The organism is Mesorhizobium sp. CCNWLY176, from assembly GCF_037153935.1.
Lineage (GTDB): Bacteria > Pseudomonadota > Alphaproteobacteria > Rhizobiales > Rhizobiaceae > Mesorhizobium_M > Mesorhizobium_M zhangyense.
The window spans coordinates 1-24,783 of the sequence record NZ_JBBBDZ010000026.1; the positions used below are offsets into that span (position 1 = coordinate 1).

Sequence of the window (24,783 nt, forward strand, 5' to 3'; positions counted from 1 at the left end):
TGTTGAGGCGTATATAGTCGCCACCTTCCCAACCTGTCAACAACCATTTCCAACAAAGATGAAGTTTTTGAGACAGAAAATTCGCGCGCCTTGCGGACGCTGCGTCAGCCCCTTTCCGCGGCAAAGCGTTTTGCCGGCGCAGCCACATTGGAGCCCTATTGCGGCCTCAATGCCCGTCAATGTCTCTGCCTTCGCAACGAAATTACGACCTTCGCGCGCGCGTTCTATATATGGAGATCCACCAGAGCGGGCGCGAGACCAGGAGCCTTTGTTTGACTTCGGCTGCCACGACAGGCAATTGTCGGAGCAATCAGGATAAAACGCCGGCTGCCGATCGGGAAACGCCACCGCTCTGAATGCACGATACAGATCAGACCATAGCTGAACTCGGCAACGAGCCGCCACTGATCGCCGACGGGCGCAGCGGGCCGCCGGACAGGCGTGAGGTATCGGCACGCTGGCTTTCCGGCACATTCCTTACCGGGGTCACTTCCAGCGTTCTCATGGGCGTTGCCCTTTTCGCCGCGCTCGATGGGCGAGAGCAATTGGCGACACCGCCGGAAATCGCGCAGAACACCGGCGCAGCGCAGAACAAGGACGGCGGCGGCCAGGACGCCAAGGCTGCAAGACTGGTGCAATTGCGCCAGATTTCGCGGGCAAAGGACAAGCGGCGCATGGAAGTCTCCATGTCGAGCCGCGTCGGCGACCGCGACGTTGTCCGCACTGTTCCCTTTGTCCAGATCAAGATGTCGTTGGCCGCCGGCTACAAGACCACGCGCAGCTATCCCGCATTCGATCCGCTAGACGTCTTTGCCGAGGATGGCGCGGCCCAGATCGCCGCCGCTCCCGCCGGCCAGATCTACGGCGTCAAGGTCGAAAGCGAAATGAGCCTCAAGACGGTCGATTTCCCGATGGACACCGCCGCCTTCGACGAGAAGAGCGACCTGTCCGCCGATGAGGTCGAACAGGTGGTGCGGACGACGGGAGCGATCCTGACCGATGGCGACGTGCAGGTGGCTGCACTCCATTATGTCGATCCCGAGCGTTTCGGAAGTTCGTTCGCGACGCAGACACTCGCCGGCTCTTATGGCGTTCGCATCGTGCCGGAGAATGTTTCCGTCTCACCGCGAATCGGCAGCGATGATTCGGCGCTGACCTATGCCGAAGACATCATCCCTTTCACGGCTGATAACGACATCACCGAAGCCTTCAACGATTCGGGCTACACGGGCGATGACGCCGCCAGCATGGCGGAGGCCATTACCAAGATACTGAACGGCTCGACGCTCAAGGCCGGTACGGTCCTGCGGGTCGGGCTCGAGATACGCGGCGACAAGGCGCAGGTCGTGCGCACCAGCGTCTATGACCGCACCCAGCACCTGCTGACCATCGCGCTCAACGACCGCAAGCAATATGTGACGACGAACGAGCCCGAGCCCAATCCCGAGCTTTTGACGGCTTTCGACGATTCACCGTCGCCGGTCGCGCGCGGCAGCCTGCCCAGCATCTATGACGGCATCTATCGCGCGGCTTATTCCTACGGCATGTCCAAGGACATGACCAAGCAGCTCATCAAGCTGCTTGCTTCCGATGTCGATTTTCAGTCGCGCCTCAATTCGTCCGACCACCTCGAGGTTCTGTTCTCGCAGCCCGACAGCGACGACCAGATGTCGGACGAATCACAGCTCCTTTATGTTTCGGCGACCTTTGGCGGGGCGACGCGCAATTTCTATCGCTTCCAGCTGCAGGACGGGACCTTCGATTATTTCGACGGGGACGGCCGCAGCTCCAAGCAATTCCTGCTGCGCAATCCGCTGCCGAGCGGCGTGTTCCGCTCCGGTTTCGGTGGACGCCGCCATCCGATCCTCGGCTATGTCAGGATGCACACTGGCGTCGACTGGGCAGCACCCACCGGTTCGCCGATCATCGCCGCCGGCAACGGCACCGTCGAAAAGGCCGGATGGGCGGGCGGCTACGGCAAGCAGACGATCATCCGCCACGCCAACGGCTATGAGACGTCCTACAATCACCAGAGCGGATTCGCCTCGGGCATCGTGCCGGGCGCACGGGTTCGCCAAGGCCAGGTCATCGGCTATCTCGGATCGACGGGCCTGGCGACCGGCCCCCATCTTCACTACGAGCTCATCGTCAACGGCACCAAGGTCGACCCGATGCGCGTGCGCCTTCCGGTTGGCCGCATTCTGAACGGCGACGAACTCGTTTCTTTCAAGCGCGAGCGCGAGCGGATCGACGACCTGCTCAAGGAAGAGAATGCGGGAACGCTGAAGGTGGCGAGCGCCAAGGAAAGCGCCGCCCGCTGATTGACTTGCCTTGCGTGGCAATCAGATCTTTTTCTCGCGCCATGCCGGCTGGGTGACCCAGGCTACGATACCCGCGAGCGCGCACATCGCCGCTGATATCCCGGCGATCGCCTGAAACGCCCGATTCGTTGCCTCCACGCGCAGGGCCTCTATCGCAGGCGTCAAAGGCGTTGGCGAAAATGCGCCGAATTCGACGCCTGGCGCGCCATCCCCTAGGACCTTCGCAAAGACAAGACCGGCGACGGCGCCGAGCGCGGCAACCGCCATCAATCCCGCCGCCCGCGCAACCGCATTGTTCACGCCTGAAGCAAGCCCGGTATCCTCGTCAGGCGTCGCCAGCATCACTGCCGCCGAGAGCGGCGATACCAGGATCGCCATGCCGAGACCGTTCAGCAACAGCAGGGGAAGCGTTACGGTCCATATCTGCATCAAGGGCATGGTGAGCGCCAGGCCGGTATAGGACACGGTCACGATGGCGGCGCCCAAGGTAAGCGGCAGCCGCGGCCCTCTACGATCGGCGAGCCTGCCGGCGGAACCGGAGAGCAGCGCGATGAATAGCGACAACGGAATGAACAGCAGGCTGACCTGCCATTCCTTGGTGCCCCAGGCCGAAACGAGCGTCATCGGCAGGAAGAACAGCACGGCACTGAAGGCAAAGAACAGGATCAGCGTATAAAGATTGGCACCTGAAAAGGCGCGCGAGCGAAACAGCTCCAGCTTCACCATCGGCGAACGGGTATGGCTCTCCCAGAGAATGAAGGCGGCAAAAAGCGCAATGCCGATCACGACCCATATGATCGGCGCGACGATCTGGCCCTCAGTGGGCAGACCGAAACTGGTCAGGCCCCAGGCGATGACGCCCAACCCCACAGTCGCCAGAACAGCACCCGGAATATCGAGACGGCGCTTTTCCGACGGCCTATCCGCCGGCACTTTGACGAAGATCATGAGTAGCGCCAGCACGCCGATGGGCACGTTGATCGCAAATATCAGCCGCCACATCCAGGGGTCGCCGAACGACAAAACCATGCCACCCAGAAACGGTCCCAGCGCCATCGTCAGCGAAGAGAAGGCGGCCCATTGGCCGATCGCCTTGCCGCGCGTTTCAGCCGGAAAGGATTTGGCGATGATGGCAAGGCTGCCCGGAACCATGAAGGCCGCACCCACGCCTTGCAACGCGCGCATGATGATCAGCATGTCGGCATCCGTCGAGATGGCGCAAAGCAGGGAGGTCACCATGAACACAGCAATGCCGCCGGCAAATATGTTGCGAACGCCGAAGACATCGCCGGCCGCCCCGCCGAGCAGCACGAGTGCGGAAAGAAACAGCATGTAGCCATTGCTGATCCACTGGGCATCGATCAGCGAGGCACCAAGATCAACGCGGATCGCCGGCATTGCCAGTGACACGACCGAACCGTCGATGAAGCCCATGCTGGAGGCGAGTATTGCCGACAACATGACGAAGCGCCGGCTCGCCGGCGGACAGAACGTTCGAGCCGTCTTCGGCGGTAGTTCGTTGTTCAAAACTGCTGATTCGGGCGTGCTCATGCGGCCACATTATGCGCGTGCTCAAGCGTGGGTTAGTACCCTGCCGACAGCAAACGGCAGTCCAACGACCTTCATGGCCGCAGCCCAGGGGGCCGCCCTCACCTGAATATCGACACAGCTTAGTCGGTGAACTCGACCGTAACGCCCGGGCTCACCAGCTTCGCCAATTCCTGCGCATCCCAGTTCGTCAAGCGCACGCAGCCATGGCTTTCCGTCTTGCCTATCTTGGACGGATCGGGCGTGCCGTGGATGCCGTAGGTCGGCTTGTCGAGCGCGATCCACACCGTACCGACCGGACCGTTGGGACCGGGCGGAATGGTCAGGATCTTGTCGTTGTCGCCCTGCTTGAAGTTGAGCTTGGGATTGTAGGTGTAGTTGGGATTGAGCGCGACGCGCGACACGGCATGCGTGCCAGTCGGCGAAGGCGTATCCGACGAGCCGATCGTTGCCGGGTAAGCAACCACGAGCTTGCCCTCAGCATCATAGGCGCGAACCTGCTTCAGCCTCTTGTCGGCGACGATGCGCTGAACCTTTGTCGTCACCGGCTTGCCGATATTGGCGACGCGGATGATCGTGCCGGGGCGCGAGAAATTGGCCTGCGGGTTGAGCGACCTGAGATATGTCTCGTCCATGTGGAACCGCTCGGCCAGCATCTCGGGAACCGAGGTGTAACTCATGTGATCGAGTTGCGCCTTCTGGCTGTAGTCAGCAGGCACCGAGGCCACGAACGGACCGGCCGCATCTTCCGGCGTGATCATATAGTTGACGAACGGATCGCCGCCGGACGCCGCGAGCGCCTCCTTGATCGCCGCTGTATCCGTGGATTTCAGGTTGGTTCCCGTCAACTGCCGATAGGCCTCGAACGCCTTGTCGACGTTGGAGCCGAACTTACCGTCGATGACGCCGGGCGAAGCGCCGGCGCGGTCCATCAGTATCTGCATGCCGGCAACATCTTCGCGCGCGGTGAAGGTGGTGGGCGGTTCGACCGTGGCGCCACCAATGGCAGGCGGCTCGGAGATCGACGGCGATGTCTGCGGTGGTTCAAGTCCCGGGGTTCCGAGGGGAGACCGCTCGACCGGTTCGCGCCGCACGATCTGCGGCTCAGCCCCGTAGCCGCCATTGGGATCGGCCTGTTCGTCGGGAAATGCCCGGCCCGGAGCGGGAGGAAATTCTTCGCGCGGCGCATTGCGCGAATAACCGCCATTGTTCGGATATTCGTCATAGCCTTCGTCAGCCGGCCCAAGCAGCTCATCGCGCCGCGAGCGTTCGCCATAGGCCGGATCGCCTTGATAATAGGGATCGCTGCGACGCAACTCGCGCTGGCGCAAAGCTCTTCGGTCACGCTGGCCAACGACACCGCGAGGCGGCTGAATGGCGATCACCTGACCAGTGTAGGAATCGACGATCACCCTGTTGCCGTTGCCGTCGAAATAGACTTCGACGTCGCCGGCCTGGGCGAGCAGCACATCGCCGCCATTCATGGTGATTCGCCGGGAATTCTCCTCCGAACGCGTATCCGACGACACGGAGGCCTGCGCGCCAAAGGTGCAAAACCCTGCTGCAAAAGCCGAAACTACAAAGAGTTTGCCGACCATTCTAGCCAAAATCCCCGATTCGTCATTGCCGCCGCGAAGCGGCAGCATCCCGCGCTCGATCATACGATAACCCGCAAATGCGTTGATACGCGTAGAAGTTCCAATATGAACCCGGCATGAAGATGGCCGCGCTATGTCTATAATCCGAGTTGCTTGCGGGTGGCTTTCGGAAGCTTCTGCACGATGAGCCGGTAGCTTTCGCGGAGATAGTCCTTCAGCGCGCCAAGATCCATGCTTTCGCCGGTCTGGCGCTGTATCCATTTCATGCCGCGTGAGGCGAGATAGGGAGCAGGCCGCAAACCCGGCTGCTCCTTGAGAATATCATAGGCCATTTCGGAGCACTTGAAGGTGACGAACAGGCCGTCGCCGTCGTTCCACCCGCCGATGGCAAAAACCTTGCCGCCAACTTTCCACACATGCGCCCCGCCCCATTGCACCACGTGGGTGGTGGAAGGCAGCGAGGCACAGAAGCCGTTGTATTCGTCCAACGTCATCTGCGCCTCGCTTCGTCTGATCATGCGGCCTGTTCGGCCTCGACCTTTACCGGCTTCGAACGGAAGTTCAACCGATCCGAACCGGCGGTGACCTTCACCTTCGAGCCGTCGAGGATTTCGCCGAGCAGTATCTTCTCAGCCAGCGGGTCCTGCAGTTCTTTCTGCATGACGCGCTTCAACGGACGTGCACCGTAGGCCGGGTCGTAGCCCTTGTTGGCCAGCCAGTCGATGGCGTCAGTGTCCAGCTCGAGCCTGATCTTGCGATCGGCAAGCAGGCTTTCCAGCCGCTTCAACTGGATCTCGACGATCTTGCCCATGTCCTGGCGACGCAGCCTGTGGAACAGGATGACTTCGTCGATCCGGTTCAGGAATTCCGGCCGGAACGACGCCTTGACCACCGCCATGACCTCGTCGCGGACGATGTCGACATCCTGATCCTCACCGAGATTGACGAGATATTCCGCGCCAAGGTTCGACGTCATGATGATCAGCGTGTTGCGGAAATCGACCGTGCGACCCTGACCGTCGGTCAGGCGGCCATCGTCGAGCACCTGAAGCAGCACGTTGAAGACATCGGGATGCGCCTTCTCGATCTCGTCGAACAATATGACCTGATAGGGCCGGCGTCGCACCGCTTCGGTCAGCGCACCACCCTCCTCATAGCCGACATAGCCGGGAGGCGCGCCGATGAGCCGCGATACCGAGTGCTTCTCCATGAACTCCGACATGTCGATGCGCACCATGGCGCTCTCGTCGTCGAACAGGAAGCTCGCCAGCGCCTTGGTCAGTTCGGTCTTGCCGACACCCGTCGGGCCGAGGAACATGAACGAACCGATAGGCCGGTTCGGGTCCTGAAGCCCGGCACGGGCACGACGCACCGCCTTGGAAACGGCCTGCACCGCTTCGCCCTGGCCGATCACGCGCTTGGCGATCTCGTCTTCCATGCGCAACAGCTTGTCGCGCTCGCCCTGCAGCATCTTGTCGACCGGAATTCCGGTCCAGCGCGAGACGATATGGGCGACGTGGTCGGGCGTGACCACCTCCTCGACCATGCCGACCTTGCCGTCCTGGGCTTCCGCCTCCTGCAGGCGCTTTTCCAGTTCGGGGATGCGTCCATAGGCAAGCTCGCCCGCCTTCTGGAACTCGCCCTTGCGTTGGGCAATGGCGAGGTCGTTGCGGGCTTCTTCAAGCTCTTTCTTGAGGTCGGCGGCGAGGCCGAGCTTCTGCTTTTCCGCCTGCCATTTCGAGGTGATCTCGGTTGATTCCTCCTCCAGATTGGCAAGCTCGTTCTCGAGCCGGACAAGCCGATCCTTCGAGGCTTCGTCCGTCTCGACCTTCAGTGCCTCGCGCTCGATCTTGAGCTGCATGATGCGGCGGTCGACCTCGTCCAGCGCTTCCGGCTTGGAATCGACCTGCATCCGCAGCCGCGACGCGGCCTCGTCAACCAGATCGATCGCCTTGTCAGGCAGGAAACGGTCGGCGATGTAGCGGTTCGACAGCGTTGCAGCCGAAACGAGTGCGGAGTCCGAGATGCGCACCTTGTGGTGCTGCTCGTATTTCTCCTTCAGGCCACGCAGGATCGAGACCGTATCTTCGACGGTCGGTTCCTCGACGAAGACCGGCTGGAAGCGCCGCGCGAGTGCGGCATCCTTTTCGACATGCTTGCGATACTCTTCCAGCGTGGTCGCACCAACGCAGTGAAGCTCGCCGCGTGCCAGCGCCGGCTTCAAGAGGTTCGAGGCATCCATCGCGCCATCGGCCTTGCCGGCGCCGACCAGCGTGTGCATCTCATCGATGAACAGGATGATGTTGCCATTCGCAGCCGTCACTTCGGACAGGACCGCTTTCAGCCGCTCCTCGAACTCGCCGCGATATTTCGCACCGGCAATCAGCGAGCCCATGTCGAGCGCCATCAACTGCTTGTCCTTGAGCGATTCCGGCACGTCGCCATTGACGATGCGCAGCGCCAGGCCTTCGGCGATCGCCGTCTTGCCGACGCCGGGCTCACCGATCAGCACGGGGTTGTTCTTGGTGCGCCGCGACAGGACCTGGATGGTGCGGCGGATCTCGTCGTCGCGGCCGATGACCGGATCGAGCTTGCCGGCGCGGGCATCCGCGGTCAGGTCGCGTGCATATTTCTTCAGCGCATCATAGCCCTGCTCGGCGGAAGCCGAATCGGCGGTGCGGCCCTTGCGGACATCGTTGATAACCTGGTTCAGCGCCTGTGGGGTCACGCCGGCCTTGGCCAGGATGTCGGCGGTCTTGGCCGACTTTTCCATGGCAAGCGCCTGCAGCAGACGCTCGACGGTGACAAAACTGTCGCCGGCTTTCTTGGCCAGCTCCTCGGCGGTGGAAAACACCTTGGCCAGCGGCTGCGCCAGATAGAGCTGGCCATTGCCGCCCTCGACCTTCGGCATCGCCTCGAGTGCCGCCTCGACGCCGAGCTTGACGTCGCGCGGACGACCGCCGGCGCGCTCGATCAGCGACGCAGCGAGGCCTTCATCGTCATCGACGAGGACCTTCAGGATATGTTCGGGCGTGAACTGCTGATGATTTCTGGATAGTGCGAGCGTTTGCGCGGACTGGATGAAGCCCCGAACGCGCTCGGAGTATTTCTCTAGATTCATACCTGTCTCCTTTCATCACCGGCCCGCTTTGCGGCACCGGATCAGCTTACGGTGACGGACCCTCTCTATCGAGCCGGGTCCATTTCAAACCAGATATGGGAATGCGCGAAAATTCCTCAAGACGGCATCAACCAACCGTACAAACAAAAACGGCGGAGACAAAGTCCCCGCCGCATATTCCTGTCGATAGAAAGCTCGATCAGCCGTTGACGGCTGCCAGAACCGTATTGCCATCCGCATCCGGCGCGGTCTCGGCAGATGCTTCGCCTGAAGCTTCAGCCTTCGCTTCATCGGGAAGACGCTCGCCACGGCGCGGACGACGGCCGCGACGCGGTGCCGGAGCAGCTTCTTCACCAGCAGCCTCAACAGCCGGGGCAGCCTCTGCGACCGGAGCTATCTCGGCTACCGGAGCAGCTTCCGCGACCGGTTCCGGCGCAGGTGCTGCCTGTGGAGGCCTCGGACGGCGGCCACGGCCGCGACCAGCCGAAGGTTCGGTCGCCGTTTCGGTGTTCAGCGCGACTTCGGCGGGCGTGCCCTCGATGACCGGCTGCGGCCCGGAACCATCACTGGCATCCTGAGACGCCTCGGGCTCCTGACCACCGGCCTGCTGTCCGTTGCCGTGCTGCGGCGCGTTGACCGCATTGCCGACATTGTCGAAATCCTGATCCGAATCGTCATCCATGTCGTCGCGGTTCTGCTGCTGCACATGCTGGATCGGCATCTGCGCCTGGGCGGCGGCAATGATGCGATTGTAATGCTCGGCATGCTGCAGGTAGTTCTCCGCCATCACGCGGTCGCCGGCGCTTTGTGCATCGCGGGCAAGCGTGGCGTATTTTTCGGCGATCTGTTGCGCCGAGCCGCGGATTTTCACATCCGGACCGTTGCTCTCATAATTGCGCGTCAGCGGGTTTGGCCCTTTGCGGTTGTTATTATTGTTGTTGTTATTGTTATTATTATTGCTGCCGCTACCGCCATTGTTGTTGCGGCCGCGCATGCGCCTGTTCTGCTGTTGTGGCCTCATCCGACTCTCTTCATGATTTATAAAAAATTGCGCAAACGGGGCGCCTCGGCGGCCAGCCGTTTCGTGTACTTACGATGGTGTTCGCCCGCATCAATTGCGTTGGCGTCACGTGCCATTCCGTTTGGTCTCTTGTCACTTGCCGGGTGATCCCCACACGAAGCAAAAGCGTCGTTTACGCAAGAAGGCAGTTTGTTTCCAAGGGAACCGAATCGATAACAGCACTGCCTGCTTCGTCTCATCCGGTAATTCGAACCTAGCGGCATTCCCGAGAGTTGCCAAGTATTTTTTCGATTCAATACAACACTTTGATTCAACGTCGGAAAAACAGCGCACGGTCGTTTCCGGCAAGATCATGTCTTGCGACTGCGAGTTCATATCCCGCATCGCGGAAAATGCCCGTAACGTCTATCCTCTGATCGAATCCGATTTCCAGGGCGATCTTGCCGCCTCGTTCCAGATGAACTGCCGCTCCTGCAGCGATGATGCGATAGGGATCGAGACCATCGTCTCCGCCATCAAGCGCAAGATGCGGATCAAAGTCTCGCACGTCCCGCTCAAGGCTATCAATGTCTTTGCTAGGTATATAGGGCGGATTTGAGACGATTAAATGGAAGCGCCCGGAAATTTTTGCAAACCAGTCGGATTTTTTTGTCCTGAACCGATCGGCAAGCCCAAGTTCTTCGGCATTCCGGCGGGCGGTGGTCAGCGCACCTTGCGAAATATCGGCGCCAACCGCGACCGCCTTTTCCACCTGGCTCAACAAAGCAAGCGGGATCGCGCCGGTGCCGGTGCCAAGATCGAGGATGCGGCACTCCCCTTGTTGGTCGGCTGTCTCACGCACGAAAGGCAGCACCATGTCGACAAGCGTCTCTGTATCCGGGCGGGGCTCCAGCGTCTCAGGCGAGAGATAAAACTTCAGGCCATAGAACTCGCGAAACCCGAGAATCCGATGAACCGGCTCCCCCACAGTCCGCCTGGCTATCGCAGCCTCGATCGCGGCGAGTATCTCCGCGCCGAGAACGTGGTCCGGCATCAATATGGCGTCCTTGCGCGTCGTGCCGGAAAAATGCTCGACGATCAGCCGCGCATCCAGCGCCGGATTTTCGACGCCAGCTCCCGCAAGCCTGTCGCGTGCGGCGCGGAAAGCGCCTGACAGCGTGGCGGTTTTCGAGGTCTCAGCCATCCAGCCCGATATCGGCAAGAAGCTTTGACTGGTGGTCGGAGATCAGCGCCGAGATGATCTCGTCGAGCTCGCCCATCATCACCCGGTCGAGCTTGTAGAGCGTGAGGTTGATGCGATGGTCGGTCACGCGGCCTTGCGGGAAATTATAGGTGCGGATGCGTTCCGAACGGTCGCCCGAGCCGACCTGCGATTTGCGCGATTCCGAGCGCTCTTCGTCCGCCTTCGACCGCTCCATGTCGAACAGCCGCGCCCGCAGGATCTGCATGGCGCGCGCTCTGTTCTGGTGCTGCGATTTTTCGGCCTGCACCACCATGATGCCGGTGGGCAGATGGGTAATGCGGACCGCCGAGTCGGTGGTGTTGACGTGCTGGCCGCCCGAACCCGAGGCGCGCATCGTGTCGATGCGGATGTCTTCCGAGCGTATCTCGATATCGACTTCTTCAGCCTCCGGCAGCACCGCAACTGTCGCCGCCGAAGTGTGGATGCGCCCGCTGCCTTCAGTCGCCGGCACGCGCTGGACCCTGTGCACGCCGGATTCGAACTTCAGCTTGGCAAAGACGCCCTTGCCCGACACCGTGGCGATGATTTCCTTGTATCCACCGACCTCGCCCTCGCTTGCCGACGCAGCCTCGAAACGCCAGCCTTGCTCGGCGGCGTAGCGTTCATACATGCGAAACAGGTCGCCTGCGAAAAGTGCAGCTTCATCGCCGCCGGTGCCGGCGCGGATTTCGAGGATCGCGTTCTTTTCGTCGGCAGCATCCTTGGGCAGCAGCAGGATCTGGATATCCTTCTGCAGCGCCTCGATCTTGTCTTCGACCCCCGGCAGCTCGCCTTCCGCCAGCGCCCGCATCTCGGCATCGGTGCCCTTGTCGGCCAGCATGGTTTCGAGATCGGCAAGTTCCTGTTCGGCGGAACGAAGCTCCCTGATCCTGGCGACCATGTCCTGTATGTCGGAGTATTCCGAGGCCATCTTGACATAGGCTTCGGGGTCGGGCCCAGCCGCCATCTGCGCTTCGAGCATGTCGAAGCGCTTCACTACCTGGTCCATGCGGTCGCGGGGCAAGCTGATCATCGTTATTTGTACTCGACGAGATACACGTCAGGCCGCCCTCACCTGAATTTCAAAGCGGAATGGAGCGGTCGTCGGCAAAGGTCTGCAGCAGCGCGCGCATAGGCAGGCCGACGGTTGGACCGGACATATTGTCGTGCAGGAACGACGTCAACTCCGCAACCGGCAATTCGGTCAGCATCGCCTTGACCGGGCCGATCGAGGCGGGTGACATCGAGATCGAGCGATAGCCGAGACCAACCAGCGCCATTGCCGAAATCGGCTTGCCCGCGAGTTCTCCGCAAAGCGTCACCGGCGTGTGATTGCGATGGCCTGCATCGGCTATGTGCTTGAGTACCCGCAGGAACGGCACCGACAGCGGGTCGAAGCGATCCGAAAGCTGGGTGTTGCCGCGATCCGTCGCCATGACAAACTGGAACAGGTCGTTGGAGCCGACGGAAACGAAATCCACCGTCTGCATCAATTCGTCGATCTGCCACAGCAGCGACGGCACTTCGAGCATCGCGCCGAGCTTGAGGCTGGTCGGCAGATGATGGGCAAAGCGCGACAGGTGCCGCACTTCGCGCTCGATGAGTTCACGCGCCTGCGCGATCTCGCCAAGCTCGGTTACCATCGGCAGCATCAGCTTCAGCTCGCGTCCGCCGGCAGCCTTGAGCAAGGCCCTGACCTGCGCGCGCAGGAGACCGGGCCGATCGAGCGTCAGGCGGATGGCGCGCCAGCCGAGCGCCGGGTTCTCTTCATGGACCGAGCCCTTGAAATAGGGCAGCACCTTGTCGCCGCCGATATCGATGGTGCGGAAGGTGACGGGCTTGCCCTGCGCGGCATCGAGCACATCGCGATAGAGCCGCTCCTGCGCCTCGGCGCGCGGGAAGGTCGAGGCGACCATGAACTGCAATTCGGTGCGGAACAGACCGATGCCGCTCGCGCCCGCCTCGGCCAGCTGCGGCAGATCGACGGCAAGCCCTGCATTCATCAGGAGATCGATATGGATGCCGTCCCTGGAAATCGACGGCTTGCTGCGCAGTTCGCGGTAGAGTTCCTGCCGGCGCGCCCGGAACCGGACTTTTTCGGCGTAAGCTGCTTCGAGGTCCGGCTGGGGCCGCAGGTGAATGGTGCCGTCCTCGCCGTCGACGATGATCGCATCGCCGTTTTCCGCCATCGAGACGGCGCCCTTCATCTGGCCGGCGACGGGAATGCCCATGGCGCGCGCCACGATGACGACGTGGCTGGTGGCGGCTCCGTCTTCCAGCACGAGACCGCGCAGCTTCTCGCGCGGATAGTCGAGCAGCTCGGCAGCACCCATGGAGCGAGCAACGACGATCGCGTCCTTCGGCAGCGAGGCCGCAACATCTTCCGGCGCACGGCCCATCAACTGGCGCAGCAGGCGGTTGGCGAGATCGTCGAAATCGCTCATCCGCTCGCGCAGATAGGGGTCGGTCATGTGCAGCATGCGCGCGCGCATGTCGCTCTGCACCTTTTCGACGGCGGCTTCGGCGGTCAGGCCGTTGCTAACCGCCTCTTCCAGCCGGCGCACCCAGCCACGGTCATTGGCGAACATGCGGTAGGCTTCCAGCACCTCGCGATGCTCGCCTTCGAAGGCGACCTCGCGGCGCGACAGCATGTCGTCGATGGAAAGCCGCAGCGACCCGAGCGCCAATTCGAGGCGGCGCATTTCCTGCTCGCTGTCCTCGTTGAATAGGTTGGTGACGACGATGCGCGGCTCATGCAGCACGACATGGCCGAGCCCGACGCCTTCGTTGAAGGAGAGGCCCTTGAAGCTCGCCGGGCGGCGCAGATCGAGCTCCAGCCCGTCATGGCGCGTCAGCCGGGCGAGATCGCCGGTGGCGATCATCTCGGCAATCACCATGGCGGTGGTTTCCAGCGCCTCGACCTCGTCCTCGCGATAATGCCGCTGCGTCCTGTTCTGGACGACAAGAACGCCCAGCGTGCGCCCTGCCCTGAGCACCGGCACGCCGAGGAAGGAGTTGTAGATTTCTTCGCCCGTTTCCGGGAGATAGGCAAAGGCTGGATGTTCCTGCGCGTTCGACAGGTTCAGCGCGCGCGCGCTGGCCGCGATGGTGCCGACCAGACCCTGTCCGAGCCGCAACTGGGCCAAGTGGACCGAGCCCGGGTTCAGACCTTCGGTGGCGTAGAGTTCGAGAACCGAATCAGCTCGCAGCACATAGAGCGAGCAGACCTCAGCCACCATGTTCTGGGCGATGTCGTGCACGATCCGGTCAAGCCGCTCCTGCGCTTCAAGCGGCTCCGCCATCAGCTCACGAAGCCGTTTCAAGAGAACGCGTGGACCGCCGGCCGTGTCACGCATCAGGTGCCGTCTCCAACTATCATTGGCCGGCGTGCATCATGCCACACGCCGGCTAATGGGGGACCGAAAAAGTCTATCTGTCTACTGCTTATCCAGACCGTAGACGGAATGCAAAGTGCGAACCGCAAGTTCCGTGTAGGGACCGTCGATCAGGATCGAAATCTTGATCTCGGAGGTGGTTATCGCACGGATATTGATGCTTTTTTCGGCAAGTGCCTTGAATGCGGTCGCAGCGACGCCAGCGTGGCTGCGCATGCCGATGCCGATGACCGACACCTTGGACATGCCGTCGTCGTGCTGGACGGCGTCGTAGCCGATCGTCGGGCGAATCGTTTCGAGCACGGCCAGCGCCTTGTCGACGTCGCCAGACGGCACGGTGAAGGTCATGTCGGTCGATTTGCCGTCCTCGGAAATGTTCTGGACGATCATATCGACATTGATGTTTGCCTCGGCCAGCGGGCCGAAGATGCCGGCGGCGACACCCGGCCGGTCGGAGACGCGGCGCAGCGATATCTGGGCCTCATCCTTGGCGTAGGCAATTCCGGTGACGACCTGCTGTTCCACGATTTCTTCCTCGTCGCAAATAAGCGTTCCGGGCGGATTGAGAAGATCGCCCATTCCCGGCGCGTCCGGATCGTCGAAGGACGAGCGGACGAAGGTGCGCACCCGGTGCACCATGGCGAGCTCGACCGAACGCACCTGCAAGACCTTGGCGCCCAGCGACGCCATTTCAAGCATTTCCTCGAAGGAAATCTTGGAAAGCCGCCGCGCCTTCGGCTCGATGCGCGGGTCGGTTGTGTAGACACCGTCGACATCCGTGTAGATGTCGCAGCGATCCGCCTTCACGGCGGCGGCGATGGCGACGGCACTCGTGTCCGAGCCGCCGCGGCCGAGTGTGGCGATGCGGTTGTCCGGGCCGATGCCCTGGAAACCGGCGATGACGGCTACCTGTCCCTCGCCGAAGCGCTGGATCAGGAACGAACCGTCGATATCCATGATGCGCGCAGCACCATGGGCGTTGTCGGTCTTGATCGGGATCTGCCAGCCCTGCCATGAGCGGGCGTGGACGCCGATATTCTGCAGCGCGATCGCCAAAAGGCCGGCGGTGACCTGTTCGCCCGAGGCGACGACCGCGTCATATTCGCGGGCATCGTGCATCGGCGAGGCGTCGCGGGTCCAGGCAACCAGTTCGTTGGTCTTGCCCGACATGGCGGAAACGACGACGGCGACATCGTGGCCGGCATCGACCTCGCGTTTGACATGACGCGCCACATTGCGAATGCGGCTGATGTCGGCGACGGAAGTTCCGCCGAATTTCATCACGATGCGCGCCATGGAAGCCGGATGCCCTTTGCTATGCCCAGGGCCTGTCACTGCCGCCGGAAAGTCGAAACGAAGGCCTGAGCGAAACCGCATCTGCCAAGTCGCGGCCTCCTTATCCAAAACAATGGGGTTAGGCAAGGTGGGAGCGGCGGCGTCTCATCCTTCTCCCCTTGTGGGAGAAGGTGGATTGGCGCGCAGCGCCAAGACGGATGAGGGGTGTTGGAAGAAACTCCAGCGTCTGCGCTCCGTCCAACACCCCTCATCCGACCTCCCCTTCGGGTCGGCCACCTTCTCCCACAAGGGGAGAAGGAGAGGCGCACACTTCATCATCGCCACGCCTGCTTTCGCATCTGGCCATTGTCAAAGATCGGGAAGCGGGGCGCATGGCCGTGCCTTCCTAGTGTAAAATACGTGGCGCAGCTTCTGCACCCCGCCGGCGATTTCTGTTCCCGTCCGTTCCGCTGCTCCCTGCTTTCATTCATTTACGAATGAAGACAGAGCCTATGTGCTCGTCCAGCACGCGCGGGCCATAATACCCGCAGGGGAACCCTTGGACGGAACCTCCCCGGGCTCGCCGCTACGTTTGCGACGAACCGGAAGCGCCGGTTCCCCACAGATCACCGTCGCGATCGATGTTCCCATGGGAGGAACTGGCTGGAATTATGCGGGAGGCGGAAAGGGCGTGGAAAAATCAGGCATGAAAAAATGCGCTGCCTGAACGAAAACAAATGCTTAGGTTGAAAACACCCAAAAATCTTTCCACAGCCGATCCACTCTCTCCCCAATGTCGATAAAAATTGTTGCCTTGACATTTTTCGCCCCAAACCCGACTTCCTTGCGTCGAAGGAGACAAATCTATGCCCGAGGCCCGACGATCGACGATCGACGCCGGAGAAGTGGAACGCTTCTCCGCGCTTGCAGCCGAATGGTGGAACCCCAACGGGAAATTCCGCCCGCTGCACAAATTCAATCCCGTGCGCCTCGCTTATATACGCGACCAGGTGGCGGCCCGCTTCGGCCGCGATTCGCATGCAGCAAAGCCCTTCGAGGGCCTGCGCATCCTCGATATCGGTTGCGGTGGCGGCCTTTTGTGCGAGCCGATGTCACGGCTGGGCGCCGAAGTGGTGGGAGCAGACGCCTCCGAGACCAACATCGAGGTGGCCAAGCTCCATGCGGCGGAAGCCGGCGTGACTGTGGATTACCGCGCCACGACCGCCGAAGCGCTGGCCGAGGCCGGCGAGAAATTCGACGTGGTGCTGAACATGGAAGTGGTCGAGCATGTCGCCGACATCGACCTGTTCATCGCCAAATGCTCCGAGATGGTGAAGCCAGACGGCATCATGTTCGTCGCCACCATCAACCGCACACTCAAGGCATTGGGCCTGGCGATCGTCGGCGCAGAATATCTGCTGCGCTGGCTGCCGCGCGGCACGCATCAATATGGCAAGCTGGTGCGGCCGGAAGAGCTGGAAGGCTCGCTCGGCAAGGCCGGCATGCGCATCATCGACCGCACCGGCGTCATCTATCATCCGCTGGCCGATCGCTGGCAGAAATCCAAGGACATGGACGTCAACTACATGGTCCTGACGGAACACGCGCCGACGAACTGAGGTTTAAGCTTTTAAGCCTTCCCGTTCTGCGCGCGCGTCGTCATGAAGACGCCGGCGGTTACGATAGCCGCACCGATCCAGGTCAGCGCCTCATAGCGCTCGCCCAAGAAGAACGTGCCTGAAATCAGGCCGACGGCGGCGGCGACATAGCCGATCTGGCTGAGATACACCGGGCCGCCGACCGCCTGCAGCCGGAAGAAGACCGCAAACATCGTCGAGGCGGCAGCCACCTGCGCCAGCACCAGTACGGGCGCGCCAGCCAACGCGCCGAAAGACGCAACGCCGCCACCAACGGTCAATATAGCGATCAGAAGCATCGCCGCCGAGGCGAGATGGCTGCCGGCGGCTAGCTCGATCGGCCCGGCATCAGCTGGCCAGTCATAGCTGCGGTAGATGTTACCGGCGGCGAGGCTGACCGGAATCAGCAGCCCGACGATCACCCAGAACAAATCCGCCGGCTGGCCCGCCTCGCCGCGCGTCAGCGCCACCATCGCGGCTCCGACGAAGCCGACGGCAATGCCGGCGATGCCGAGCCCGTTCGGACGGCGCACGCCGAGCAGGATGGAAAGCACCAGCGTGATGACCGGCGACAGGGTGAACATGATGCCGGTGTAGCCCGCACCGAGATGCGGGATCGCCGAAAGCAGCAGCAGGTTCGGAATGGCGTAGGAGATCGTCGCCGTGATGACGAAATAGCGCAGCTTGTGGGCATTGAGCGTAACGCGCTGCCCCCGCGCCAGAAGCGCGCAGAGAAGAACGCTGCCCGCGCCGAACGAAATGACGAAAGCCCACAGCATCGGCGCAATGCCGGCCTGCCCTGCGATCTTGCCGAAAGGCAGCGTCAGCCCCAGCAGTGCGCCAGTGACCAGCAGCAGGCCGATGGCCGAGTTCCATAGGTTTTTCATGGGATTACCAGTGCTAGGAGGGCAGTATACTTATCGTCAAGACCCGCGAGATGGTGACGTTCGTCATACCGGAGGTCGAGCCTCTGCTCACAGATGCGCTAGTCATCGACGGCAGGGAGCGCGCCATCACCAGCCTGAAGCCAACGCCATCGGCGGGTACTGTGGTGGCATGGAGGACGGTAGTGGCGGTTTAGTCATGTAAATAGCAGGACTGAAGAGCTGCCATGACCGATATGCATTCGCCCCGTTGAAGCGTTGATCCGGTAATGACTGAGGTATGGTGCACGATCCCATCCATCTGGCAACTCGCACGCGGCTTCCATCTTGTCGAGCTCGGCGATGGTAGCGCGAAGAATATTGTCAATCTGGGAAGGACGCTTGCTGCGTTCTGCAAATAGCGATTTTTCCAAGAGGTCAGGCCTACGCTTGGCAACTTCCGAGAAGAGGTCGCGGAGCGCATCCATTTTCGCCCCGGCGGCAGTCTCGATGGCAACCACAAGCGGCTCCAATAGGCGCTTTTTCACGACGAGTGCTCCAAACTCCCGAGGTCGCGGATGCTAAAACGCCTATCACCTCGCAAGCGGTTCGAACAGCTCGGGAACGGTCGTGGCGTACAAGGCGCGGTGTGCTGCCTGAGATGACATCCCATAAAGCGGCATAGGTGAGGCGGTAGTAGGCCAAATTGCGATAACAAGAACGATCACACCGGCGACCACCAATGCCAATGAAGTCAAAGCAGTATGTGCAAAGACCTTTGGAGCCTTGTGGCTTCGATGCGTACGCCAGACCAGTTCACCCAATGTGATCTTTTTGTGCATGAAGTCACGATGGTTCTTCTGCCACTCACCTTGCCGAAAATAGGCGGTGTCCGTCTGCATGATCTTGAGAACGGCGACCAGCAAAAGGCTCAGGCTAAGAAGCACAGTGGAAACGATAACTGGTAGGCTGATCTTCAAGATCGAGTTGGCGAAAAGGGTAGCGACGATGGCAAGGGCGCCACTTGAGGAAAACGTCAAGAATTGCTCTGCGCGTCGCTCGTATTCTTCGACGCGCTCACCCAGTTTCAAGTCAAGCTCGGTGACAACGTCCTCGACGGTCTTTCCCTCGTAATACTGGTCTTCTAATGCCCGTTCGGCCTCCGGCCTCTGAGCATATTCAGCGAGGTATGCCTTTCGATTACGGGCCCTTTTGGCGGCGTTGTAGAGCGGAATCAGACTCAAGACTGGAATGTAGATACCCAAGACATCCCCCACTGGTGCCCGCGCCCAATTTGCCATTGGCAAAATACCTTTACAAGGTGAAACGATATGCTCCGCAGACTAAGTCCACGAGAGCGCATCGAACATCTTCCTGCATTCCGGGCGCTGGATGAAACTACCCGTCAGGCCTTCAACGGCAGCGGGGTGGCAACCATCGAACAGATGCCTTCCCTTCGCTCTCCGAACGGCCATCAGATCGTAGTCCGCTACGACAATCCGAATTGGGAAATTATGCCCAGGCTAGAAAGGCGATGCCTTTCAGTTCTGGTCCTCCGGAAACACCGGTATCGGCATGAACTCGACGCCGTCTTCGGCAAGGCTCTTGGCCTCATCGAGGGTCGCTTCGCCGTAGATGCCGCGCGCGTCGGATTCGCCGAAGTGAATCTTGCGCGCTTCCTCGGCGAATTTGTCGCCGACATAGTCCGAATTCTCGCGGATCTTTTCCGACAGCGCTTTCAGCTGCGCCATGGCGGCGCGCTGCTGCTCGTTCATGGCGAGCGCGATCTTTTCCTTCTTGCGGCCCGTCGAGACGGCAGGCGCCATCAGCGCCTTTTCGACCTTGTGCGAGCCGCAGGCCGGGCAATCGACGAGGCCGCGCTTCTGCTGCTTCTCGAAGTCCTCGTTGTTGCGGAACCAGCCTTCGAAATCATGCGAACGCTCGCAGGTGAGCGAGAACTTGATCAAGATGCCGCTCCCCGGAGTGAAACGCCCTCCGCGGCGACGGTGTTCACGGCGAATTCGCGCGCGTTCTTGAGGTTCGGGATTTTCTTGCGGGCGGCCGCCGAAAGCGCCGTGTCGATCTCGGCGACGATGACGCCAGGTTCGTCATGGTCGGCCTCGGCTATGATCTTGCCCCAAGGGTCGACGATCAGCGAATGGCCATAGGTCTCGCGGCCATCCTCATGCTTGCCACCTTGCGCGGCCGAGATCATGAAGGCGCCGTTTTCGATGGCGCGGGCGCGCTGGAGTACATGCCAATGCGCCTCGCCGGTCTGGCGCGTGAAGGCGGCAGGCGCGGTCAGCACATCGGCCCCTGCCAGCGCCTCGGCGCGGAAAAGCTGCGGGAAGCGCACGTCGTAGCAGATGGCGAAGCCGAGCTTGGCGAAGGGAAGCTCGGCGACGACCGCCTCGGTTCCGGCCTCATAGGCGTTCGATTCGCGCCAGCTTTCGCCATTGTCGAGATCGACATCGAACATGTGGATCTTGTCGTAGAGCGCAATCGACGCGCCCTCGGGTGAGTAAAGCAGCGCCCGGTTGGCAAGCTTCCCATCGGCGCGCACGATGGCCGTCGAGCCGATATGCAGGAAGATGCCGAGCTCACGCGACAGCCTTGCGGACGCTGCCGCGATGATGTCGCGATCCTGCGTGGTGAAGGCCGATTGCCGCGCTTCGCTGTCGCTGACGATAGCGCCGGTCATTTCCGGCGTCTGGATGTAGGTGGCGCCCTGCCCCGCCGCTTCGCGCACCAGCGCTTCGAAAGTTTCGACATTGCGCTTCGGATCGATGCCCGAGCGCATCTGGATGGCGGCGGCCTTGAATTTGCTCATCGTTTCCTCCTCAGCCCAAACGGCCGGTGGCGAGCAGGCCGTCAAGCTGGCCGCGCGCATCAAGTTCATGCAGATCGTCGCAACCGCCGACATGGACGTCGCCGACGAAAATCTGCGGGAAGGTCGAGCCGCCATTGGCGCGCGCGATCATTTCCTGCCGCAGTTCCGGCGAAAACGAGGCGTCCTGCTCCTTGTAGGCCACGCCCTTCTTGTCGAGCAGCCGCTTGGCAGCACTGCAATAACCGCACATGGCGCGGGTGTAGATCGTCACATCGACCATATCGTAATCCTGACGTTGTGAATCCTATATAGTGGCTGCCTCGTCGGGCCGGAAGTCCCCCGGCAGCACGCGGGCGAAGGTCAGCACATCGACGGCGCTGGCGCCGTTCTTTTTCAAGGCCTTGGCAACCGCACAAACGGTTGCGCCAGTGGTGTAGACATCGTCCACGACCAGCACGCGGCGGCCACGGACCTGAATGTCCTGCTCCGGCGGCACGCGGAAGGCTGCGCGCACATTGTCCTCGCGCTCAGCCCGGGGAAGCCCGACCTGCTGGCGGGTGACCTTTACGCGAACCACCGCCGTCGGCGCATAGGGCAGGCCGGAAAGCGTGGCTACGACACGGGCCAGCTCGGCCGACTGGTTGAAACGGCGCTGTAGGAAGCGCCGCCAGTGCAGCGGCACCGGCACGACGACATCGGCGTCGATGACGAGTTCGGCGCCCGCCCGCAGCATCCAGCGCGCCATCCACGGCGCAAGGTCGGTCTTGTCGGAATATTTCAGGCCCTGCACCATGCGCCGGGCAACGCCGGAATAGGAAACGGCCGCACGCGAACGCTCGAAGGGCGGCGGGTTGGCGATGGCCTCGGCGGAGAGGAACCCCTGCCCCATGTCGTGCAGAAACGGCGTGCCCATGATCTCGCACCACGGCTTTTCGAGAAAGCGCAGTTGCGGCCAGCAATGCGGGCACAGCGAGCCTGGCTGCGACACCTGACGGCGGCAGCCGGCGCAGACCGGCGGAAACAGCACACGGGCCGGCCAATCCAGCGCCGCGCGGGCAAGGGTCTTGAATTGCGGCATCGGATCGGCCACGACGTTGCAAGCGTTGTTCCGACAATATGTTGGACAGCGCGGAAACATCAAGGACATCCAAACTTGCAGCCGATTTTCGACACCAGCCTCATGATCGAACGCAAGCGCCGCGCGCTGGCGAAGGGCGTCACCGGCGCGGATTTCTTAATGGCGCGGGTGGCCGACGACCTCGCCGAGCGGCTCGCGGCGGTCGAACGGCGCTTCGAAAAAGCGATAACCGTTTTCTGCGTCACGCCTGCTGCGAAGAATGCGGTGCTTGCCAGCGGCAAGGCGGAAACTGTGCTGCGGGTCGAGGCCGACAATGCCTTTCTCGGTGGCGATGCGGGCGTGATCGCCGAGCCGGAAACCCTGCCGCTCGAGCCGGAAAGCGTCGATCTGGCCGTTTCCCTGCTGGCCTTGCAGGAAGTGAACGACATTCCGGGCATGCTGATCCAGATTCGCCGCGCCTTGAGGCCGGACGGCTTGTTCCTTGGCGCGATGGCAGGCTCGGATACGCTGACGGAATTGCGGGAAAGCCTGCTTGCAGCAGAGACCGAAATCCTCGGCGGGGTCAGCCCGCGCGTCATTCCCTTCACTGATGTGCGCGATGCCGGCGCGCTGCTCCAGCGTTCGGGTTTTGCCCTGCCGGTCACCGATGTCGAGACGGTGACGGTGCGCTACGACCATATGTTTGCGCTCATCGCCGACCTGCGCGCCATGGGTGCTGCCAATGCGCTGATCGCACGTTCGCGCAGGCCGGCGACACGCGAACTGTTCCGCCGCGCCGCCGAAATCTATGCCGAGCGCTTTTCCGACCCGGACGGGCGCATCCGGGCGACGTTTTCGTTTATCTGGCTGTCGGGATGGGCGCCGGACGCTTCGCAGCAGAAGCCGCTCAAGCCGGGTTCGGCGCAGGTTTCGCTGGCAAAAATATTGGGCGAGCAGAAGGACGATTAGGCGCTGGCGATGCCGGCTACTTTCCAAGCACTTTCACAAGTTCGCTGTCGGTGCTGCTGAAGAGATACTGGAGCGCGTTGCTGGCCTGGCCGACGCCAGCGACGATAACCAGCGACAACACGGTGACGATGACCGCATACTCGACCATGGTCGCGCCGCTTTCGTCTTTGAGAAAACGCTGAAACAGTCGCCGCATTGGTCTCTTCACCCCTTTGCCGACAGCATAAGGCCGACCCATTAAGAAAGGTTAACGCAACAGCCTTAATGGCTGATGAAATGCCGTGTGGAAATCAGCAATCGCCGCTGCGGGCGCCATTGGCGCGGATGACGCAGACGGCAGTGGGCGAAGACTGGAGCACGCTGCGGCGAACCGTATAGCTGTGGCCCTGGCCGATGGACCCCGTGCTCATCATGTCGAGGTTGGCCCGCGCGCTGTCGAGGCGCGTGCGCTGGTCGAGGAGAGGCGTTGCCAGCAGGGCGAAGGCGACAGCCGCCGAGCCGAACAGCAGGCTGATGCGCAGGACGCCCATGCCCGCACTGCCGAGGCGCCAGGCGCGTTCGCCACGAACGGTTTCCCACTGCTCTTCAGGTGACATCCGCACTTCCCCTCGCGCAAAACCCAAGCCGATCCAATGCTCGGCAACCCCTCGATCAATTTTTCACGATTGCATAAAGGATTGATTAACGTTGATCGGCCCGCGAGTTCGGCCGCGCCAGCCAGTTGTAGGCCGCACCTGCCGCCATCAACACCGCCGTGCCCAGGAAGACCGCGCGCATGCCGATGTGACCGCCGACGAAGCCGCCGGCGAGCGGCCCGATGACCTGCCCGGCATATTGCGACGAGGTCGATATGCCGAGGATGTTGCCGGCGATGCGGTCCGGCACATTGTGGCGGATGACGCTGGCGATGCAGGGCAAAAGCCCGCCCAGCGCCAGCCCCATGAGAAAGCGCAGGAAGACGAGCTGCCAGCTTGCCGTGACGAAGGCCTGCGGGATCAGCAGGACAGCCGAAACGGCGAGGCAGCCGGTGATGACCGTCCAATGGCCTATGCGGTCTGCAAGCTTGCCGAGCTGCGAGGCCGACACGATGCTGCCGAGGGCGGCTGCCGACATTGTGAGGCCGGAGATCATCGTCACCTTGACGGCATCGACCACAAGCTGCGCGACATAGACGGTGATGATCGGCTCGATCGACATGATCGCGATCATCAGCAACAGGCCGGTCACGATCATGGCCAGCACCGGCCGTTTGTCGGGAACGGCCGACCAGCCGGCGCTTTCCTTCGCCGTCTTTTCGCGGCGCGGGCGCTTTTCCTCGCGGATCAGGAAGGTCGTCGCCAGGAAGGCCAGGAAAATGACCCCGCCGGCCAGAAAAAACGTGTTGCGCACGCCGATGAGCGGCGGCAAGGCACCGCCGACCAGCGGGCCGACGAGATTGCCGGCCATGATGCCTGACGACAGCATGCCGAGCGCCCAGCCCGAACGATCCTTCGGCGTCTGCGTGGCGACGAGGATCATCGAGCCCGAGGTGTAGCCGCCGGCGACGCCGGCGAAAAGGCGCAAGCCCACCAGCTGCCAGACATTGCCCGCCAGGCCGATCAGCGACATCGACACGGCCATGCCGAGGCTGGCGCGGATCAGCATGGTTTTGCGGCCGTAGCGGTCGCCGAGCCTGCCCCAAAGCGGGGCGGTGAGAGCAGCCGAAAAGAAGGTTGCGCCATAGGCGATGCCGGACCATTGCACGATCGCCGCATGATCGGTGACGCCGAGCTGCTCGACATAGAGCGGCAGGAACGGCAGCAGCAGCGTCATGGCAACGATGGTGGTGAAGGAGCCGACCACGCAGACGAACAGGTTCTTGCGCCAATGCGCGGAATGGCCCTCGTCGATGGCGGGTTGGGGAGATTTGTCGGTGCGGGCATCCAT

Annotated in this window: 23 protein-coding genes; 4 read left to right on the forward strand and 19 right to left on the reverse strand. The window is 62.0% G+C overall.

The features are described 5' to 3' along the window. Nucleotides 1–356 precede the first annotated feature (356 nt). Nucleotides 357–2,321 carry a M23 family metallopeptidase gene (locus WBQ96_RS27035; RefSeq protein ID WP_336555973.1) on the forward strand — a complete coding sequence of 655 codons (1,965 nt, stop codon included), beginning with the start codon at nucleotides 357–359 and terminating at the stop codon, nucleotides 2,319–2,321. 21 nt (nucleotides 2,322–2,342) lie between these two features. Here the strand turns inward: WBQ96_RS27035 and WBQ96_RS27040 are convergent, their stop codons facing one another. From WBQ96_RS27040 to prmC, 6 genes are all read right to left on the reverse strand, one after another. Then, entirely contained in the window at nucleotides 2,343–3,782 is a 1,440-nt protein-coding gene (locus WBQ96_RS27040) for an MFS transporter (RefSeq protein WP_336555971.1), read from the reverse strand. Between the two features lie 209 nt (nucleotides 3,783–3,991). Further along, entirely contained in the window at nucleotides 3,992–5,467 is a 1,476-nt protein-coding gene (locus WBQ96_RS27045; protein ID WP_336555969.1) for a L,D-transpeptidase, read from the reverse strand. Nucleotides 5,468–5,604: 137 nt separating this feature from the next. Beyond that, nucleotides 5,605–5,961: an MmcQ/YjbR family DNA-binding protein gene (locus WBQ96_RS27050; RefSeq protein WP_336555981.1), complete on the reverse strand. Its 357-nt coding sequence runs from the start codon at nucleotides 5,959–5,961 to the stop codon at nucleotides 5,605–5,607. 20 nt (nucleotides 5,962–5,981) lie between these two features. Further along, the gene (gene clpB, locus WBQ96_RS27055; RefSeq protein ID WP_336555967.1) at nucleotides 5,982–8,588 is read right to left on the reverse strand and encodes an ATP-dependent chaperone ClpB; all 2,607 of its coding nucleotides are present in this window, start codon (nucleotides 8,586–8,588) and stop codon (nucleotides 5,982–5,984) included. A gap of 199 nt (nucleotides 8,589–8,787) precedes the next feature. Next, nucleotides 8,788–9,609: a DUF4167 domain-containing protein gene (locus WBQ96_RS27060; RefSeq protein ID WP_442920908.1), complete on the reverse strand. Its 822-nt coding sequence runs from the start codon at nucleotides 9,607–9,609 to the stop codon at nucleotides 8,788–8,790. A gap of 310 nt (nucleotides 9,610–9,919) precedes the next feature. Beyond that, nucleotides 9,920–10,702, reverse strand: coding sequence for a peptide chain release factor N(5)-glutamine methyltransferase (gene prmC / locus WBQ96_RS27065; RefSeq protein ID WP_337035952.1), 783 nt, complete (start codon nucleotides 10,700–10,702; stop codon nucleotides 9,920–9,922). Between prmC and WBQ96_RS27070 the strand changes: the two genes are divergently transcribed. Beyond that, nucleotides 10,647–10,820 (forward strand): hypothetical protein, encoded by a 174-nt coding sequence (locus WBQ96_RS27070; protein ID WP_337035953.1) that lies wholly within the window; start codon nucleotides 10,647–10,649, stop codon nucleotides 10,818–10,820. The genes prmC and WBQ96_RS27070 overlap by 56 nt on opposite strands. Here WBQ96_RS27070 and prfA read toward each other — a convergent pair. The 3 genes from prfA to WBQ96_RS27085 all read right to left on the reverse strand — a co-directional run bounded on the left by prfA (nucleotide 10,785) and on the right by WBQ96_RS27085 (nucleotide 15,522). After that, the gene (gene prfA / locus WBQ96_RS27075; RefSeq protein ID WP_336555963.1) at nucleotides 10,785–11,864 is read right to left on the reverse strand and encodes a peptide chain release factor 1; all 1,080 of its coding nucleotides are present in this window, start codon (nucleotides 11,862–11,864) and stop codon (nucleotides 10,785–10,787) included. The genes WBQ96_RS27070 and prfA overlap by 36 nt on opposite strands. 49 nt (nucleotides 11,865–11,913) lie before the next feature. Next, entirely contained in the window at nucleotides 11,914–14,187 is a 2,274-nt protein-coding gene (gene ptsP, locus WBQ96_RS27080; RefSeq protein WP_336555961.1) for a phosphoenolpyruvate--protein phosphotransferase, read from the reverse strand. Between the two features lie 81 nt (nucleotides 14,188–14,268). Then, entirely contained in the window at nucleotides 14,269–15,522 is a 1,254-nt protein-coding gene (locus tag WBQ96_RS27085; protein ID WP_165121289.1) for an aspartate kinase, read from the reverse strand. 845 nt (nucleotides 15,523–16,367) lie between these two features. Between WBQ96_RS27085 and ubiG the strand changes: the two genes are divergently transcribed. After that, nucleotides 16,368–17,120: a bifunctional 2-polyprenyl-6-hydroxyphenol methylase/3-demethylubiquinol 3-O-methyltransferase UbiG gene (ubiG, locus tag WBQ96_RS27090; protein ID WP_336555959.1), complete on the forward strand. Its 753-nt coding sequence runs from the start codon at nucleotides 16,368–16,370 to the stop codon at nucleotides 17,118–17,120. A gap of 11 nt (nucleotides 17,121–17,131) precedes the next feature. Here ubiG and WBQ96_RS27095 read toward each other — a convergent pair whose 3' ends face one another. The 7 genes from WBQ96_RS27095 to WBQ96_RS27125 form a co-directional block, all read right to left on the reverse strand. Further along, nucleotides 17,132–18,025, reverse strand: a complete 894-nt coding sequence (locus tag WBQ96_RS27095) for a DMT family transporter (RefSeq protein WP_336555956.1) — start codon at nucleotides 18,023–18,025, stop codon at nucleotides 17,132–17,134. 194 nt (nucleotides 18,026–18,219) lie between these two features. After that, nucleotides 18,220–18,549 (reverse strand): hypothetical protein, encoded by a 330-nt coding sequence (locus WBQ96_RS27100; RefSeq protein WP_336555955.1) that lies wholly within the window; start codon nucleotides 18,547–18,549, stop codon nucleotides 18,220–18,222. 45 nt (nucleotides 18,550–18,594) lie between these two features. Further along, a complete protein-coding gene (locus tag WBQ96_RS27105) occupies nucleotides 18,595–19,266 on the reverse strand; it encodes a hypothetical protein (protein WP_336555953.1) in 672 nt (223 codons plus the stop codon). A 276-nt stretch (nucleotides 19,267–19,542) separates the two neighbouring features. After that, nucleotides 19,543–19,968, reverse strand: coding sequence for a DUF1178 family protein (locus tag WBQ96_RS27110; RefSeq protein ID WP_336555951.1), 426 nt, complete (start codon nucleotides 19,966–19,968; stop codon nucleotides 19,543–19,545). After that, entirely contained in the window at nucleotides 19,965–20,831 is an 867-nt protein-coding gene (locus WBQ96_RS27115; protein WP_336555950.1) for a carbon-nitrogen hydrolase family protein, read from the reverse strand. The genes WBQ96_RS27110 and WBQ96_RS27115 overlap by 4 nt, the downstream gene beginning before the upstream one ends. Nucleotides 20,832–20,841: 10 nt before the next feature. Beyond that, nucleotides 20,842–21,111, reverse strand: a complete 270-nt coding sequence (gene grxC, locus WBQ96_RS27120) for a glutaredoxin 3 (protein ID WP_165121282.1) — start codon at nucleotides 21,109–21,111, stop codon at nucleotides 20,842–20,844. Nucleotides 21,112–21,135: 24 nt separating this feature from the next. Continuing rightward, complete coding sequence (locus WBQ96_RS27125) at nucleotides 21,136–21,921, reverse strand: ComF family protein (protein WP_336555947.1); 786 nt, start codon at nucleotides 21,919–21,921, stop codon at nucleotides 21,136–21,138. Nucleotides 21,922–21,984: 63 nt separating this feature from the next. Here WBQ96_RS27125 and WBQ96_RS27130 point away from each other — a divergent pair, with 63 nt between their 5' ends. Beyond that, nucleotides 21,985–22,857 (forward strand): methyltransferase domain-containing protein, encoded by an 873-nt coding sequence (locus tag WBQ96_RS27130; protein ID WP_336555945.1) that lies wholly within the window; start codon nucleotides 21,985–21,987, stop codon nucleotides 22,855–22,857. 16 nt (nucleotides 22,858–22,873) lie between these two features. On the opposite strand, the gene WBQ96_RS27135 is transcribed toward WBQ96_RS27130, so the two are convergent. From WBQ96_RS27135 to WBQ96_RS27145, 3 genes are all read right to left on the reverse strand, one after another. After that, nucleotides 22,874–23,053, reverse strand: a complete 180-nt coding sequence (locus WBQ96_RS27135; protein WP_165121280.1) for a Flp family type IVb pilin — start codon at nucleotides 23,051–23,053, stop codon at nucleotides 22,874–22,876. A gap of 94 nt (nucleotides 23,054–23,147) precedes the next feature. Continuing rightward, nucleotides 23,148–23,453, reverse strand: coding sequence for a hypothetical protein (locus tag WBQ96_RS27140; protein WP_336555943.1), 306 nt, complete (start codon nucleotides 23,451–23,453; stop codon nucleotides 23,148–23,150). An 85-nt stretch (nucleotides 23,454–23,538) separates the two neighbouring features. Continuing rightward, complete coding sequence (locus WBQ96_RS27145; protein WP_336555941.1) at nucleotides 23,539–24,783, reverse strand: multidrug efflux MFS transporter; 1,245 nt, start codon at nucleotides 24,781–24,783, stop codon at nucleotides 23,539–23,541.